13 protein-coding genes and 1 riboswitch are annotated in these 14,701 nt (G+C 71.6%); of the genes, 9 read left to right on the forward strand and 4 right to left on the reverse strand.

All coding sequences use genetic code 11. The features are described from left to right. Window positions 1–4: 4 nt before the first annotated feature. On the forward strand, window positions 5–1,372 hold the full coding sequence (locus KME66_RS22110; protein WP_216325149.1) for an FAD-binding oxidoreductase: 1,368 nt from the start codon (window positions 5–7) through the stop codon (window positions 1,370–1,372). A 22-nt stretch (window positions 1,373–1,394) separates the two neighbouring features. Here KME66_RS22110 and KME66_RS22115 read toward each other — a convergent pair whose 3' ends face one another. Then, window positions 1,395–1,877, reverse strand: coding sequence for an SsgA family sporulation/cell division regulator (locus KME66_RS22115; RefSeq protein WP_073215903.1), 483 nt, complete (start codon window positions 1,875–1,877; stop codon window positions 1,395–1,397). 258 nt (window positions 1,878–2,135) lie between these two features. On the opposite strand from KME66_RS22115, the gene KME66_RS22120 reads away from it, so the two are divergent. Further along, window positions 2,136–3,803, forward strand: a complete 1,668-nt coding sequence (locus KME66_RS22120) for an RDD family protein (RefSeq protein WP_216325152.1) — start codon at window positions 2,136–2,138, stop codon at window positions 3,801–3,803. Between the two features lie 264 nt (window positions 3,804–4,067). Further along, a complete protein-coding gene (locus KME66_RS22125) occupies window positions 4,068–4,736 on the forward strand; it encodes an RDD family protein (protein ID WP_073215910.1) in 669 nt (222 codons plus the stop codon). A 92-nt stretch (window positions 4,737–4,828) separates the two neighbouring features. Here KME66_RS22125 and KME66_RS22130 read toward each other — a convergent pair whose 3' ends face one another. Then, complete coding sequence (locus KME66_RS22130) at window positions 4,829–5,152, reverse strand: hypothetical protein (protein WP_216325155.1); 324 nt, start codon at window positions 5,150–5,152, stop codon at window positions 4,829–4,831. Between the two features lie 427 nt (window positions 5,153–5,579). On the opposite strand from KME66_RS22130, the gene KME66_RS22135 reads away from it, so the two are divergent. Together KME66_RS22135 and KME66_RS22140 are read left to right on the forward strand one after the other, a co-directional pair. After that, window positions 5,580–7,982: an immune inhibitor A domain-containing protein gene (locus KME66_RS22135; RefSeq protein WP_216325158.1), complete on the forward strand. Its 2,403-nt coding sequence runs from the start codon at window positions 5,580–5,582 to the stop codon at window positions 7,980–7,982. 124 nt (window positions 7,983–8,106) lie between these two features. Further along, entirely contained in the window at window positions 8,107–8,532 is a 426-nt protein-coding gene (locus KME66_RS22140) for a hypothetical protein (protein ID WP_216325161.1), read from the forward strand. Window positions 8,533–8,566: 34 nt separating this feature from the next. Here the strand turns inward: KME66_RS22140 and KME66_RS22145 are convergent, their stop codons facing one another. Both KME66_RS22145 and KME66_RS22150 read right to left on the reverse strand, forming a co-directional pair. Continuing rightward, a complete protein-coding gene (locus KME66_RS22145) occupies window positions 8,567–9,157 on the reverse strand; it encodes an isochorismatase family protein (RefSeq protein ID WP_073215921.1) in 591 nt (196 codons plus the stop codon). Between the two features lie 423 nt (window positions 9,158–9,580). Continuing rightward, window positions 9,581–10,909, reverse strand: coding sequence for a nicotinate phosphoribosyltransferase (locus tag KME66_RS22150; protein WP_216325164.1), 1,329 nt, complete (start codon window positions 10,907–10,909; stop codon window positions 9,581–9,583). 79 nt (window positions 10,910–10,988) lie between these two features. Between KME66_RS22150 and clpS the strand changes: the two genes are divergently transcribed. The 4 genes from clpS to KME66_RS22170 all read left to right on the forward strand — a co-directional run bounded on the left by clpS (window position 10,989) and on the right by KME66_RS22170 (window position 14,455). Then, the gene (gene clpS, locus KME66_RS22155; protein WP_073215927.1) at window positions 10,989–11,306 is read left to right on the forward strand and encodes an ATP-dependent Clp protease adapter ClpS; all 318 of its coding nucleotides are present in this window, start codon (window positions 10,989–10,991) and stop codon (window positions 11,304–11,306) included. A gap of 71 nt (window positions 11,307–11,377) precedes the next feature. After that, window positions 11,378–11,995: a DUF2017 domain-containing protein gene (locus KME66_RS22160; protein WP_216325167.1), complete on the forward strand. Its 618-nt coding sequence runs from the start codon at window positions 11,378–11,380 to the stop codon at window positions 11,993–11,995. Between the two features lie 381 nt (window positions 11,996–12,376). After that, on the forward strand, window positions 12,377–13,828 hold the full coding sequence (locus KME66_RS22165) for an amino acid permease (RefSeq protein WP_073215933.1): 1,452 nt from the start codon (window positions 12,377–12,379) through the stop codon (window positions 13,826–13,828). A 204-nt stretch (window positions 13,829–14,032) separates the two neighbouring features. Beyond that, a complete protein-coding gene (locus KME66_RS22170; protein ID WP_073215936.1) occupies window positions 14,033–14,455 on the forward strand; it encodes a Mov34/MPN/PAD-1 family protein in 423 nt (140 codons plus the stop codon). Between the two features lie 70 nt (window positions 14,456–14,525). Then, a riboswitch (cobalamin riboswitch) is annotated at window positions 14,526–14,643 on the forward strand. The last annotated feature ends 58 nt before the right edge of the window (window positions 14,644–14,701 follow it).

Below are 14,701 nucleotides of genomic sequence, written 5' to 3' on the forward strand. Positions count from 1 at the left end.
GATCATGAGCGATCTCCTCGAACGGCTCCGCGCGGAACTGCCCCCCGAGGCGCTGATCACCGATCCGGACGTGACCGCTTCCTACGCGCACGACATGGCGAGTTTCTGCGCGGCCGGAACGCCGGCCGTCGTCGTGCTCCCGCGCACGGTCGAGCAGGTCCAGCACGTCATGCGCACCGCCACCGCGCTGCGCGTCCCCGTCGTCCCGCAGGGCGCCCGTACCGGCCTGTCCGGCGCGGCCAACGCCTCGGACGGCTGCATCGTGCTCTCCCTGGTGAAGATGGACCGGATCCTGGAGATCAGCCCGGTCGACCGGATCGCCGTCGTCGAACCGGGCGTCGTCAACGCGGTGCTCTCACGCGCGGTGAACGAGCACGGGCTGCACTACCCGCCGGACCCCTCCAGCTGGGAGACGTGCACCATCGGCGGCAACATCGGCACCGCGTCCGGCGGCCTGTGCTGCGTGAAGTACGGGGTCACCGCCGAGTACGTGCTGGGCCTGGAGGTCGTCCTCGCCGACGGGCGGCTCCTGACCACCGGCCGCCGCACCGCCAAGGGCGTCGCCGGGTACGACCTGACCCGGCTCTTCGTGGGCTCCGAGGGCAGCCTCGGGATCGTCGTCAAGGCCGTCCTCGCGCTCCGACCGCAGCCGCCCCGGCAACTCGTCCTCGCCGCCGAGTTCCCCTCGGCTGCCACCGCCTGTGACGCCGTGTGCCGGATCATGGAGCGCGGTCACACCCCGTCACTCCTCGAACTGATGGACCGTACGACCGTGCGTGCCGTCAACGCGATGGCCTCCATGGGACTGCCCGAGACCACCGAGGCGCTCCTGCTCTGCGCCTTCGACACCCCGGACCCGTCGGCCGACCTGGCCGCCGTCGGCGAGCTGTGCACCGCCGCCGGAGCCACCGAGGTGGTTCCCGCGGATGATCCCGCCGAGTCCGAACTCCTCCTCCGGGCCCGCCGCATGTCCCTCACCGCGCTGGAGGCCGTCAAGCCCGCCACGATGATCGACGACGTCTGCGTACCGCGTTCCCGGCTCGGCGCGATGCTCGCGGGCACGGCGGCCATCGCCGAGGAGTACGACCTCACCATCGGCGTCTGCGCGCACGCGGGCGACGGCAACACCCACCCCGTCGTCTGCTTCGACCACCACGACCCCGAGGAGTCCCGCCGGGCCCGCGCGTCCTTCGACGCCATCATGGCGCTCGGTCTCGAACTCGGCGGAACCATCACCGGCGAACACGGCGTCGGTGTCCTCAAGAAGGAGTGGCTCGCCCGCGAACTGGGGGAGACCGGCGTCGAACTGCAGCGCTCCGTCAAGGCCGCCTTCGACCCGCTCGGCCTCCTCAACCCCGGCAAGCTCTTCTGAACCCCGCTTGAGGTGGGGGCCCTCACGCCTCACCGTCCGAGGACGGTGACTCGTCCGCCGCCCACGGGTCGCTCAGCCACAGGTCGTCGGCCGGCAGTGGGGCCAGCAGCTCCGCCAGCGCCTCGTCCATCCCCAGGCGTTCGCTCTCGGTGCCCGGCGGCACCACCCGCAGGGTCCGCTCCACCCAGGCGGCCACGGCGGCCGAGGGAACCTCCAGCAGGGCGTTGCCGTCGGGCGAGGTGAGGGCCACGCAGATGACGCTGCGGCCCGCGACCTTCGTCGGCCAGATCCGCACGTCCCCGTGCCCGCACGGCCGGAACACGCCCTCCACCAGCAGCTCCCGGGCGAACGTCCAGTGCACGGGCGACTCGGAGCCGATGTGAAAGGCGACGTGCACGGCGTACGGATCGTTCGTTCGATACGTCAGCCGGGCGGGTACCGGGATGGACCGCTCGGGGGACAGGACCAGCTTCAGCTCCAGCTCACGTTCCACGATGCTCATCATCGACCTGCACGACCTTCCGGTGCTCATGGGCCGGTCCCGTGACCGTCCCGCACTAGGAGAGAGCGCCCTCCCCGCCCCCTATTACGCGACTTCCGGAAAAAACTTCGGGCGGTTGCGGAAGCCGTCTCGAAAGGGGGCCCGAACGGGTGGACCGGCCCGGGGCCGGGCGGCGGTCTGGTAGATGTGGACCCTTGTATGGGGGCCGTCCGCCCGCCCGGCGGGACGGCCTGAGGCCTCGAAGAGATACGGGACCCGCTGATGAGCGCGCCAACTCCGGCACCCGGTGACGAAAGCCCCCGCGAGGGCTACTACCCCGACCCCTCCATCCCCGGCTACGTCCGGTACTGGAACGGCGCCTCCTGGGTCCCGGGCACGAGCCGCCCCGCGCCCCGCCAGACGGGTCCGGCCGCAACCGCCCCCGCCCCGGCCGCCGGTGCGCGGACCGCGCCGGTGGAGGAGACCGGGCCGATCTTCTTCGACGAGGAGGACGGCGGCCAGGACGGCGCGGGGGACCCGCCGGGTTCCGGCGCATCCGCCGCGGAGGGGTCGGCGGCGCCCGCTGACGGCGCGTCGGTGTGGCAGGCGGACGCCGCACGCCAGAACGGCTTCGGCGGCGAGCGGGACCGCCGGGTCGAGTGGGGCGGGCCGGCCCCGGAGCCCGCGAGCCCCGGACACGCGTCGCCGTCGGCCGACGCGAGGGCGCCGCTGGCCCAGGACCCCACCGGCGGCGCGCTGCCGGGTATGCGGGGGAGTGGCGGCCGGCCCGCCGATGAGGCCGGGACACGTCCGCCCACGGACGGGACGGTCACCATCCGCGCGGAGGGCCCCCGGGCGAATGCGGTACGGGGCGCGGCGGCGTCCGGTGACGCGCGGCCCGGCCCGGCGCCGTCCGACGCCGGTACGCCCCAGGGGCCGCAGAACGTGAGCACGGCACCGGACGTGAGCGCGGCGCGGAACAGCCCCGCACCGGCTCCGACGCCCCGGGGCCTTCCGGCGCAGGCCCCGGCGCCGCAGGCAGCGGCGCAGGCACAGGCCCCGGTACCGCAGGCGCAGGCCCCGGCGCCGCGGGCGCAGCAGGGTCGGCAGGCGTCGGCACCATTCGATCAGCCCCATCAGCCCCATCAGCCCCATCAGCCCCATCAGCCCCATCAGCCCCATCAGCCCCAGCAGGCGCAGCAGGGGCAGTCGCCCGCTGCCGCTGCCGCTGCCGCGTCCACCCCGTCTCCCGCCCCCGGGCCCTCGGCCGCGTTGCGCACGCCCCTGACGCCCGGTCCGGGCGGCGGCTCCGCGTCCTGGGCGCAGCAGGTCCACCAACTCGCCCAGCCTGAACCGCAGCAACTGCCCCAGCAGCACCAGGGCGCGGCGGCGGGCGCGGACCAGCCCGTCGTGCCGTGGAAGCCGCCGGCCGACGACCCCTTCCAGCAACTCGCCCGCAACCAGGCCTCGGCCCGCCCCGCCGGGCTCGGCAAGCGGTTCGCCGCCCGGCTCGTCGACAACCTCGTGCTCGGCGCGGTCGTCGGGGCGGTGGCCGTCCCGCTGTCGGTCCGGGCGATCGACCACATCGACCGGAAGATCACCGCGGCGAAGGAGACGGGGGAGACCGTCACCGTCTGGCTGCTGGACTCCACCACCGGGGTCCTGCTGGGGGCGCTGCTCGCCGCGTTCCTGCTCCTCGGCTTCCTCCTGGAGGCCCTGCCGACGGCCAAGTGGGGCCGGACGCTGGGCAAGAAGCTCTTCGGGCTCGACGTACGGGACATCGAGTCCCATGACACCCCGTCCCTGGGAGCGGCCCTGCGCCGCTGGCTCGTCTACGGCGTGCTCGGGCTGCTCGTCCTCGGCGCGGTCAACGTCCTCTGGTGCCTGTTCGACCGCCCGTGGCGCCAGTGCTGGCACGACAAGGCCGCCCGTACGTTCGTCGCCGGCTGAGCGGCTGAGTGGCTGACGGGATGACGGGATGACGGGATCGAGGGCCGACCGGCCGACCGGCTGAGCAGCCGACCGGCTGAGCAGCCGACCGGCCGAGCGGCGGAGGGGCCGCGCCGGTCCGGTGAACCGAGGTCGGTAGCCCGCTTATCGGAAAAACCGGCCGAGCGGGCGGCGACATGCCGGTCTAGACTCGTATGCCGCCCCGCGTCCCCCGAAAGCACCTGAGCCGTTGCGGCCCCCGGTGGTGCGGGATGCACTGCCCCCATGAGCAACGACCAGCCGACGCCCGGCCAGCCGCCCGAGGACGACGATCCGTTCCTCAAGAAGCCGCAGGAGCCTCCGCCGCCGTCCGACGGTCAGCCGTACGGCAGTGCTCCGCCGCCCCCGCCGCCTCCGCCCCCGCCGAACGATCCGTACGGCAGCGGCGGCGGGTTCGGCGCACCCGATCCGCTCGCCGGGATGCCGCCGCTCGGGGAGCCGGGGAAGCGGATCCTGGCGCGGCTCATCGACTTCCTCATCATCTCGATCCCGCTGTACCTGATCTCGCTGCCCTGGGGCGGCGCGGTCGACGTCAACGGGGACGGCGGCGACGGGTTCGGCGACGCGGTCGCCGACGGGTACAGCGGGCACCAGTTGCTCTGGTCGATCATCGGCCTGGTGGTCTACGTCGCCTACGACACCTACTTCACCCACAAGGACGGCCGCACGCCGGGCAAGCGGCTGCTGAAGCTGCGCGTGGCGATGCTCAACGACGGCCGGGTGCCCGACACCGGGGCCGCGCTGATGCGGGCGGTCGTGCTGTGGGCCCCGGCGCTGCTGTGCTGCCCGTGCCTGTGGTGGCTGATCAACATCGTGCTGATGTTCACCGACAAGCCCTACCGGCAGGGGCTCCAGGACAAGGCCGCCAAGACGGTCGTCGTGGTGGCCCGCTGATGAGCCCGAGCCCGCTGGTGAGCCGGAGCCCGAGCCCACTGGTGAGCCCGCGCCCCAGGCCGATCGAGAGCCCGCTGGTGAGCCCGAGCCCGCTAGTGGCGCAGCGAGTGCTCGTCGGCCCGCGCCGACGAACGCGGCGCTGGGATCCGCTCCCCGGCCCCGATGCCCTCCAGGGCGTGGTGCGTTCGGGCGGCGGCCGAGGCCCGGTCGGCCGCGGTCTGCCCGGCCCCCTGTGCCGTCCGGTGGCCGGGGCGCGCCAGACGTACGGCGACCAGGAGACCGAGGGCCAGCGCCGCCGTGCCGATGGCGGCCACCCCCACACCGGACTCCGTGCGGAACAGCAGCAGCAGGGCGAGCGTCGTGGCGACGACGGTGGCCGAACCATAGGCGAACTGTGCGGCAGTCGGACGCGGCATGACGGATTCCGTCCTCGGGACGTCGGATGGGCGGGCGGCGTTCGGTGCGGTCGTGCACGCCGAACGACCCTACGACGGTGGATGCCCGGACCGGACCGGTAGTAAGCGTGACCTAACGCACGGTACCGGTGCACGGAGGGCGCACGGAGTCACGGTTCTCACCAACCGGACAACGGGGCGCGCCCGTTGAGGGGGCGCTCCGGACGCGTTCGGGCCGGTGGCCGTTCCTTTGCCGTTCCCATGCCCGTCTCATACCGTCCGTATACCGGATGAGCGCTCCGCATAGTGCACTTGGTCTGTGCAAGTCAAGGTCTGTCTTTTCTCTCATAACTTCGATCGAATGTCGTCACTTGTGACGCGTTTACGCGCACGGCCCTCTTCATACCCCCCTGGCCGCTGCGCGGACGCCCGGGGAGGACTGCTTCAAGTGACCAATCAGAGACGGGCGCTTCGCGCCGCTGCCGTTGTCGTGGCCATGGCCGCGACCGCCGCGACGGCGTCGACCTTCGCCACCGCCCAGGCGCATGACAGCTCATCAGGTTCCGGTGTCTCCACCGTCGACCGCCGTGACCCGGCGCCGGCCAAGGGGCATGTGGAGCACAACCTGGAGGGCCCCTTCAGCGAGCAGCAGGCCGAGCACCGCGAGGCCGCGCTGGAGCAGGTGCTGGCCGGGGACAAGAAGGTGGCGAACCGGAGCGGCTCCAAGGTCGTCAAGCTCGGCGACAAGAAGTACGTGGAGCTGGGCCGGGAGAAGACCGACAAGATCTTCACCATCCTGCTGGAGTTCGGCGACCAGGTCGACGACACCACGATGTACGACCCGGACGGCGACGGCCCCAAGCCGCCCGTCAAGAAGTACGGCGGCACTCCGGGACCGGCGCACAACGAGATCGCCAAGCCGGACCCGAAGAAGGACAACAGCACCGCCTGGAAGGACGACTACAACCAGGAGCACTTCCAGGAGCTCTACTTCGGCGAGGGCAAGGGCGTTCACTCGCTCAAGACCTACTACGAGAAGACCTCCTCGGGCCGCTACTCGGTCGAGGGCGAGGTCTCCGACTGGGTCAAGGTCCCCTACAACGAGGCCCGCTACGGCTCCAACTACTGCGGCCAGTCCAACTGCGCCAACGTGTGGGACGCGGTCCGCGACGGTGTGAACGCCTGGGTCGCCGACCAGAAGGCCAAGGGCCGCACCGACGCCGAGATCAAGGCGAACCTCGCCGAGTACGACCAGTGGGACCGCTACGACTACGACGGCGACGGCAACTTCAACGAGCCCGACGGCTACATCGACCACTTCCAGCTGGTCCACGCCGGTGAGGACGAGTCGGCCGGCGGCGGCGCCGAGGGCCCCAACGCCATCTGGGCGCACCGCTGGTACGCCTACGGCACCAACGCCGGTTCGACCGGCCCCGCGGACAACAAGGCCGGTGGCGCCCAGATCGGCGACACGGGCATCTGGGTCGGCGACTACACCGTCCAGCCCGAGAACGGCGGCCTGGGCGTCTTCGCCCACGAGTACGCCCACGACCTCGGTCTGCCGGACCTGTACGACACCTCCGGCGGCGGCGAGAACTCGGTCGGCTTCTGGTCCCTGATGTCGGCGGGCTCCTGGCTCGGCACCGGCAAGGGCGAGATCGGCGACCTGCCGGGCGACATGACCTCGTGGGACAAGCTCCAGCTCGGCTGGCTCGACTACGACAAGGCCAAGGCCGGCAAGACCTCGCTGCACAAGCTGGGTGTCTCGGAGTACAACACCAAGAACCCGCAGGCGCTCGTCGTCGAGCTGCCGAAGAAGGCCGTCACCACCACCGTCGTCAAGCCCGCCGAGGGCTCGAAGCAGTGGTGGAGCGACATGGGCGACGACCTGTCGAACACCCTGACCCGCTCGGTCGACCTGACCGGCAAGTCGAAGGCCGACCTGGACCTTTCGGGCTGGTACGACATCGAGGCCGACTACGACTACCTCTACACCGAGGTGTCCGACAACGGCGGCACCAGCTGGACCGCGCTCGACGGCACCGCCGACGGCAAGGCCATCCCGCGCGACGCCAGTGACAAGCCGGCCCTGACCGACGTCTCGGGCGCGTACAAGAAGCTCTCGTACTCGCTGGACGCCTACGCGGGCAAGAAGTTCGACCTCCGCTTCCGCTACCAGACGGACGGCGGCGCGGGCGGCAAGGGCTTCGCGGCCGACGCCATCACCATCACGGCCGACGGCGCCGAGGTCTTCGCGGACAACGCCGAGGGCGACGACAACGGCTGGACGGCCAAGGGCTTCTCGCGGATCGGTGAGTCCTTCACCCAGGACTACCCGCAGTACTACATCGCGGAGAACCGCCAGTACGTCTCCTACGACCAGACGTTGAAGGTCGGCCCGTACAACTTCGGCTTCTCCACCACCCGTCCGGACTGGGTCGAGCACTACTCGTACCAGACCGGTCTGCTGGTCTGGCTCTGGGACACCTCCCAGAAGGACAACAACACCTCCGTCCACCCGGGCCAGGGTCTGATCCTGCCGATCGACGCGCACGCCAAGCCGCTCAAGTGGAAGGACGGCTCGCTCGTGCGCAACAAGATCCAGCCGTTCGACGCCCCGTTCAGCTGGTACCCGAACAAGGGCTTCACGCTCCACAACGCGGACGTGCCGCTGTACATCAAGCCCAGCCTGGGCAACCCGGTCTTCGACGACCGCAAGGGCACGTACTGGTACAAGGAGAACCCCACGGGCAGTGTCAAGGTTTCTGACACGAACACCCGCATCTCCATCCTCCACGAGCCCCGCAACGGTCGGACGATGACCGTCCTGGTCAGCCCCTCGGGTCGCTGATCACGTAAAACCGCAGGTCAAGCCATGATCGGCCGTCGCCCCCTAGCGGGCGGCGGCCGATCGTGTTTAGGTGCGTCTTGTTCACATCCTTATTGACACGACGTCTCACGGGGGAGCGTGGAGCATGGCAGGCGGAGGTTTCTGCAGGTTGCCGAACGGCACGGTGGTGGTCGCCCTGACCCTCGCCGGACCGGCCGACGGAGCCGGTCCCGGCAGCGGTACGGGAGTGGAGCCAGGGGCTCCGGTACGGGTGCTGGTGCACGCGGTGAACCGGGCGCGCGCCCTGACCAGGCTGCGCAATCTGGGGCTGCGGGCGGTCTATCTGCGCGGCAACGACCAGCCGCCGACACCGGACGAGGTCACGGCGGTGCTGCACCACCCGGACGGCCTGCTCTGGCGGGCCGCCCCGCAGCCCGGCCCGGTCGCCCGCCCGGGTGGCCCGCCGCGTCAGGCGTCCGGGCCGGTGTCGTCGTGCCAGGAGCTGTGGCACCCGATCCGGGCGCTGCTGGGTCCCGGCGGATACGCGGGACCGGCCCGCCCGGCCGCGTAGGGCCCGGACGGGCGGCGGCTCTGCCGGACGGGGGCTACGGCGCGACGACGGGCGTGCCGGAGAGCTTCACGCCCGCCGTGCGCAGTTCCGCCAGGGCCCGTTCCGTGGTGGCCCCGGAGACGCCTGCGGTCAGGTCGAGCAGCACCTGGGTGACGAAGCCCTCGCGGGCCGCGTCCAGGGCGGTGGCCCGGACGCAGTGGTCGGTGGCGATGCCGACCACGTCGACCTCGGTGACCTCGCGGTCGCGCAGCCACTGGGCGAGACCGGTCCCGTTCTCGTCGGAGCCCTCGAACCCGCTGTACGCGGCCGAGTACGCCCCCTTGTCGAAGACCGTGTCGATGGCGCCGGAGGCGACGGCGGGCGCGAAGTTCGGGTGGAAGCCGACGCCCTCCGTACCGGCGACGCAGTGCACCGGCCAGGAGTCGACGTAGTCCGGGTTCGGCGAGAAGTGGCCGCCCGGGTCGATGTGGTGGTCGCGGGTGGCGACCACGTGGTGGTAGGCGGGCTGGGCGTCACCGATCAGGTCGGTGATGGCGGCGGCGACGTCGGCACCGCCCGCCACCGCGAGGCTGCCGCCCTCGCAGAAGTCGTTCTGAACGTCCACGACGATCAATGCGCGGTGCATGGCGGGTGTCCTTCGGTGGGGGCGGGAACGGAGGGAGCGGGGTGGGGACGGGGGTCCGGGAGGGAGGCCCCGGCCCGGCGGTCCGGGGCCCGGGGGCTCCGGGAGGTTGCCGGGGGTTCGAGCCTAGGCACTGGAACGGCACAATCAAGCCCCGTCCGCGAAACCCGAGCCCCGGACCTGCCCGCTCCGAGCGCCCGCCGCGGCCCCGGTTCGTGCCGCTCGGCCCCGGTCCGCGCCGGAAGGTCCCGGTCCGCGCCGGGCGGGCTCCGGCGTATCCGGCCGGGCTCCGGCGTACGGTCGGGCTCCGGCGTACTGCGTGGGGTTCCGGCGTACTGGGCCGGGCTCCGGCGTACTGGGGGAGGCTCGGACGGGTGCGGTCGGGCCCGGACGGACGCGGACGGTCTCGGACGGCTGCGGTCGGTCTCAGGCGTACTCGGTCGGGAGCACCGGCTCGCCCCGCGACAGCTGGATCGCCGACATCGGCAGTCCGGCGCGCGCGGCCACGTGCCGCTCCCGGACCGTGTCCAGCGGCTCGCGGGCGATCACCTCGCCGCCCCGCACCAGCTCCACCAGCAGCTGCCGGTCCGCCAGCCCGTCGGGCACCGGGCCGGTGCCGATCACCTCGGCCTCGGCGACGCCGTGCTCGTCGGTCCGGCGCGCGGCCCACTTGCGACCGCCGACGGACGACTTCGCGCCGAGCGACTTCTTGGCCACCGGCACCAGCGGGGCGTCCGGCTCCGCCGAGCCGGCGCGGGCCACCAGCTTGTAGACCATCGAGCAGGTGGGGTGCCCGCTGCCGGTGACGAGCTGGGTGCCCACCCCGTACGCGTCCACCGGAGCGGCGGCCAGCGAGGCGATGGCGTACTCGTCCAGGTCCGAGGTGACCACGATCTTCGTGCCGGTGGCCCCCAGCTCGTCCAGCTGCTGCCGCACCCGGTGCGCGATCAGCAGCAGGTCGCCGGAGTCGATCCGTACGGCGCCGAGCTCGGGCCCGGCGATCTCCACGGCCGCCCGGACCGCCTCGGCCACGTCGTAGGTGTCGACCAGCAGGGTGGTGCCCCGGCCGAGCGAGTCCACCTGGGCCCGGAACGCGTCGCGCTCGCTGTCGTGCAGCAGGGTGAAGGCGTGCGCGCTCGTGCCGACCGTCGGGATCGCCCAGCGGAACCCCGCCGCCAGGTCGGAGGTGGCGTCGAAGCCGCCGACGTACGCCGCACGGGCGGAGGCGACCGCGGAGAGTTCGTGTGTGCGGCGGGCGCCCATCTCGATCAGCCGGCGGCCCCCGGCGGCGGCCGACATCCGCGAGGCGGCGGCCGCGATGGCGGAGTCGTGGTTGAGGATGGAGAGGATCACCGTCTCCAGCAGCACGCACTCGGCGAAGGACCCCTCGACGCGCAGGACCGGTGAGCCCGGGAAGTAGACCTCGCCCTCCGGATAGCCCCAGATGTCGCCGCTGAAGCGGTAGCCCGCCAGCCATTCCAGGGTCGGCTCGTCCACGATCCCCCGCTGCCGCAGGAAGCCGATCATCTCGTCGTCGAAGTGGAAGTTCTCCACCGCGTCCAGCACCCGTCCGGTGCCCGCGACGACGCCGTAGCGCCGCCCCTCCGGCAGCCGGCGGGTGAACGCCTCGAAGACCGAGTGCCGGTCGGCGGTGCCGGCCTTGAGGGCCGCCTGCACCATGGTCAGTTCGTACTGGTCGGTGAAGAGCGCGGTCGACGGAACGCCGACCCGCCGACCGAGGTCCGCTGTGTTCATGGCTCGGATGCTACCCCCTATTCGTCAAAGTGACGAGATGTGGGGTCCGTTTGTGCGCCGTGCCCGCCCGGGTGGCAGCATGGGACAGGTGAGCGTTGCTACCCCGCTAGAGATCGAACGTCCCGATTCGGCCGAGGAGGCCTTCGCGGTCCCCGAGCCGGACGTCCCGTGGGTGACGCTCGTCCACAACGACCCGGTCAACCTGATGAGCTACGTGACCTACGTCTTCCAGGCCTACTTCGGCTACTCGAAGGACAAGGCCCACAAGCTCATGCTGGACGTGCACCAGAAGGGCCGCGCCGTCGTCTCCAGCGGCAGCCGCGAGGAGATGGAGCGCGACGTCCAGGCCATGCACGGTTACGGGCTGTGGGCCACCCTCACCCAGGACCGCACCTAGTCCCGCCTTCCCCCGGGGCGCCGCCCCGCTTCGCTGCCACCCGCCCCGTTCGACCCACCATCGGAGAATCCATGGCCGGCCATTTCGAGGCCACCCCAGGCGGCGGCGCGGCCGTCGCGCTCGACGAGGTCGAGATCTCCATCCTGCGCTCCCTCGCCGTCCAGCTGCTGGAGCTGATCGGCCCCGGCGACCAGCCCGCCGAGGGTGAGGACCCGCTCGCCGCCCTCTTCGCCGAAGGCCCCAGCAAGCCGCCCGCCGACCCGGCACTCGCCCGGCTCTTCCCCGACGCCTACGGCGGGCCGGAGTGGGCCGGGGGCGCCGCGAAGCCGGAGGGGGAGCAGGAACTGCGCGAGCGGTCCGCCGAGTTCCGCCGGTTCACCGAGATGGACCTGCGCTCCGGCAAGCGCGACGACGCCCTCGCCGTCGTCCGCACCCTGGACGCCCTCTCGCCCGCCCCGGACGGCGGCGCCGTCCTCACCCTCACCGGCGACGAGTGCCTCAACTGGCTCCGCTCCCTCAACGACCTGCGCCTGACCATCGGCACCCGGCTGGAGGTCTCCGACGAGGACCAGGGCGAGGAGGGCTCGCTCTACCGGCTCCCCGACACCGATCCGCGCAAGCCCATGGTGATGGCCTACCTCTGGCTCGGAGCGCTCCAGGAGTCCCTGGTCGAGACGCTCATGCCGTAGGGGGCGCCCGAACGGCCTCCGGGCCTGCCGGGCCGCCCGCCGTGCCGCGAACGAGAGCCGCCCTCCGCGTCCTGGAGGGCGGCTCTCGTTCGCTCAACGGACGCTCAGATCCGCATAACGATCACCCCAAGTCATCTGTGTCATTCGTCCGGAGAGGGGTGCTTTCCCCTCGTATGGCTGTGATGTGTGCCACAGAATGCCCCGGGTTGTCCCAGGGCGGCCGTGATAGATCTTCACGACCGCCGGGGGGCGCCACCCCTGTCTCCCGGGGGCGCTGCACACCGGCCGACCGCCGGTCGCACTCCATCCATATCCGGGGGGATCAGGACCTGATCCGCGGCCTTGTACGGCGCGGGTCGGCGTGGAGAAAGGCGCACCACCATGACATCGGCGCAGGTCGACGAGGGACAGGTCGACAAGGGTCGGCCCGGCGGCGACGCCGGGGACGCCGGGGCCGGCGGTGAGGGATACCAGCGCGGCCTGGGAGCTCGGCAGATCCAGATGATCGCCATCGGCGGAGCCATCGGCACCGGGCTCTTCCTCGGCGCGGGCAAGGCCATCGACCGGGCCGGGCCCAGCCTCATCCTGGCCTACGCCATCGCGGGCCTGGTCATCTTCTTCATCATGCGGGCTCTGGGCGAACTGCTCATGTACCGGCCCGTCTCGGGCTCCTTCTCGGAGTACGCCCGCGAATTCATCGGCCCGTTCTCCGGATTCGTCACCGGCTGGACCTACTGGCTGTTCTGGGTCGTCACCGGCATCACCGAAGTCACCGCCGCCGCCACCTACATGACGTACTGGTGGAACATCCCGCAGTGGCTGTCCGCCCTGGTGTTCACCGTCGTCCTGTACGGCGCCAACCTGATCTCCGTGAAGCTCTTCGGTGAGCTGGAGTTCTGGTTCTCCATGGTCAAGGTCACCGCCATCATCGGCATGATCCTCATCTGCGCGGGCGTCCTCACCCTCGGCTTCTCCGACGCCGGCGACGCCGCGACCGTCTCCAACCTCTGGAACGACGGCGGGTTCTTCCCCAACGGCATCACCGGCACCCTCATGACGCTCCAGATCGTCATGTTCGCCTTCCTCGCCGTGGAACTCGTCGGCGTCACCGCCGGGGAGTCCAAGGACCCCAGGACCGTGCTGCCCAGGGCCATCAACACCGTCCCGTGGCGCATCGGCGTCTTCTACGTCGGCGCGCTGATCATGATCCTTTCGGTCGTGCCGTGGTCCACCTTCAAGCCCGGCGTCTCCCCGTTCGTGAAGGCCTTCGAGGAGATGGGCCTCGGCATCGGCGCCGCCATCGTGAACTTCGTCGTCCTCACCGCGGCGCTCTCCTCCTGCAACTCCGGCATGTACTCCACCGGCCGCATGCTCCGCGACCTCGCCCTCAACGGCCAGGGACCCCGCGCCTTCACCCGCCTGACGAAGAACGGCCTGCCGCTGGTGGGCACCACGTTCTCCGCCGCCCTGATGCTCGTCGGCGTCTGGATCAACTACCAGTGGCCCGGTGAGGCGTTCACCTACGTGGTCTCCTTCGCGACCATCTCCGGCATGTGGGCCTGGATCATGATCCTGATCAGCCAGATCCGCTACCGCCGCAAGGCCGACGCCGGCCTCCTGCCGCAGTCCTCGTTCCGGGCCCCGGGCGCCCCGTTCACCAGCTGGTTCGCGCTCTGCTTCATCGGCCTGGTCATCGTGATGATGGCGATCGACGCGGACACCCGGATCTCGCTCTACTGCGCACCCCTGTGGGCGCTCATCCTCTTCGTCGCCCACCGGGTGCTCCCGTCGCCCACCCCGGAGCCGGAGAAGGACGCCACCGGGATCCGCTGACCCGGACGGCCCACCGGCCCCGGAAGGCCCCGCCGGCCCGGACCGCTCACCGGCCCCGGCAAGCCCCACCGACCCGAGGGCGGGCCCCACGACCGCCCTCCTCCCGGACCGCCCCGGCCGCCCCAAAGGCCGGAGGCGTCCAGCATGCGGGCCGTCGCGTACCACCCACCGGTACGCGACGGCCCGCACGCATATCCTGGCGCCATGCTGACCATCACCCAGACGCTCTACGACCGGATCGTCGCCCACTCCCGCGCCGACCACCCCGACGAGGCGTGCGGAGTGGTCGCGGGCCCGGCCGGGACGGACCGCCCCGAACGCTTCGTCCCGATGCTCAACGCCGCCCGCTCGCCCACGTTCTACGAGTTCGACTCCGCCGACCTCCTCAAGCTCTACCGCGAGATGGACGACCGCGACGAGGAACCCGTGATCGTCTACCACTCGCACACGGCGACCGAGGCCTACCCCTCCCGCACCGACGTCACGTACGCCAACGAGCCCGGCGCCCACTACGTCCTCGTCTCCACCGCGGACACCGACGGATCGGGCCCCTTCCAGTTCCGCTCGTACCGCATCGTGGACGGCGAGATCACCGAGGAAGACGTGCAGGTCGTCGAGGCGTACTGAGCCCCGGGTACCGCACGGAGCCGCCGGAGCGGTCTGGCACACTGCACCCCGAACCCATCAAGGCGGTGGGAACCAGGAAGCCGGTGCGAATCCGGCACGGTCCCGCCACTGTGACCGGGCCCCCTCCCCGCGCACGCGTCCCCCACCGGACGTACCGCACCGGAGGGCGGCCCGGAAGCCAGGAACTGGCCCGCCGCCTTCTCGCATCGACCAGGGGACGCGGAAATCCCCCGGAGAGGCCCCGCC

Source organism: Streptomyces sp. YPW6, from assembly GCF_018866325.1.
GTDB lineage: Bacteria > Actinomycetota > Actinomycetes > Streptomycetales > Streptomycetaceae > Streptomyces.

Excerpts from the sequence above, each read along its gene's own strand:
- KME66_RS22150 (WP_216325164.1), bottom strand. The coding sequence starts at position 10,909 with ATGAACACAGCGGACCTCGGTCGGCGGGTCGGCGTTCCGTCGACCGCG.
- KME66_RS22120 (WP_216325152.1), top strand. The coding sequence starts at position 2,136 with ATGAGCGCGCCAACTCCGGCACCCGGTGACGAAAGCCCCCGCGAGGGC.
- KME66_RS22125 (WP_073215910.1), top strand. The coding sequence starts at position 4,068 with ATGAGCAACGACCAGCCGACGCCCGGCCAGCCGCCCGAGGACGACGAT.
- KME66_RS22160 (WP_216325167.1), top strand. The coding sequence starts at position 11,378 with ATGGCCGGCCATTTCGAGGCCACCCCAGGCGGCGGCGCGGCCGTCGCG.
- KME66_RS22110 (WP_216325149.1), top strand. The coding sequence starts at position 5 with ATGAGCGATCTCCTCGAACGGCTCCGCGCGGAACTGCCCCCCGAGGCG.
- KME66_RS22170 (WP_073215936.1), top strand. The coding sequence starts at position 14,033 with ATGCTGACCATCACCCAGACGCTCTACGACCGGATCGTCGCCCACTCC.
- KME66_RS22140 (WP_216325161.1), top strand. The coding sequence starts at position 8,107 with ATGGCAGGCGGAGGTTTCTGCAGGTTGCCGAACGGCACGGTGGTGGTC.
- KME66_RS22145 (WP_073215921.1), bottom strand. The coding sequence starts at position 9,157 with ATGCACCGCGCATTGATCGTCGTGGACGTTCAGAACGACTTCTGCGAG.
- KME66_RS22115 (WP_073215903.1), bottom strand. The coding sequence starts at position 1,877 with ATGATGAGCATCGTGGAACGTGAGCTGGAGCTGAAGCTGGTCCTGTCC.
- KME66_RS22130 (WP_216325155.1), bottom strand. The coding sequence starts at position 5,152 with ATGCCGCGTCCGACTGCCGCACAGTTCGCCTATGGTTCGGCCACCGTC.
- KME66_RS22165 (WP_073215933.1), top strand. The coding sequence starts at position 12,377 with ATGACATCGGCGCAGGTCGACGAGGGACAGGTCGACAAGGGTCGGCCC.
- clpS (WP_073215927.1), top strand. The coding sequence starts at position 10,989 with ATGGGACAGGTGAGCGTTGCTACCCCGCTAGAGATCGAACGTCCCGAT.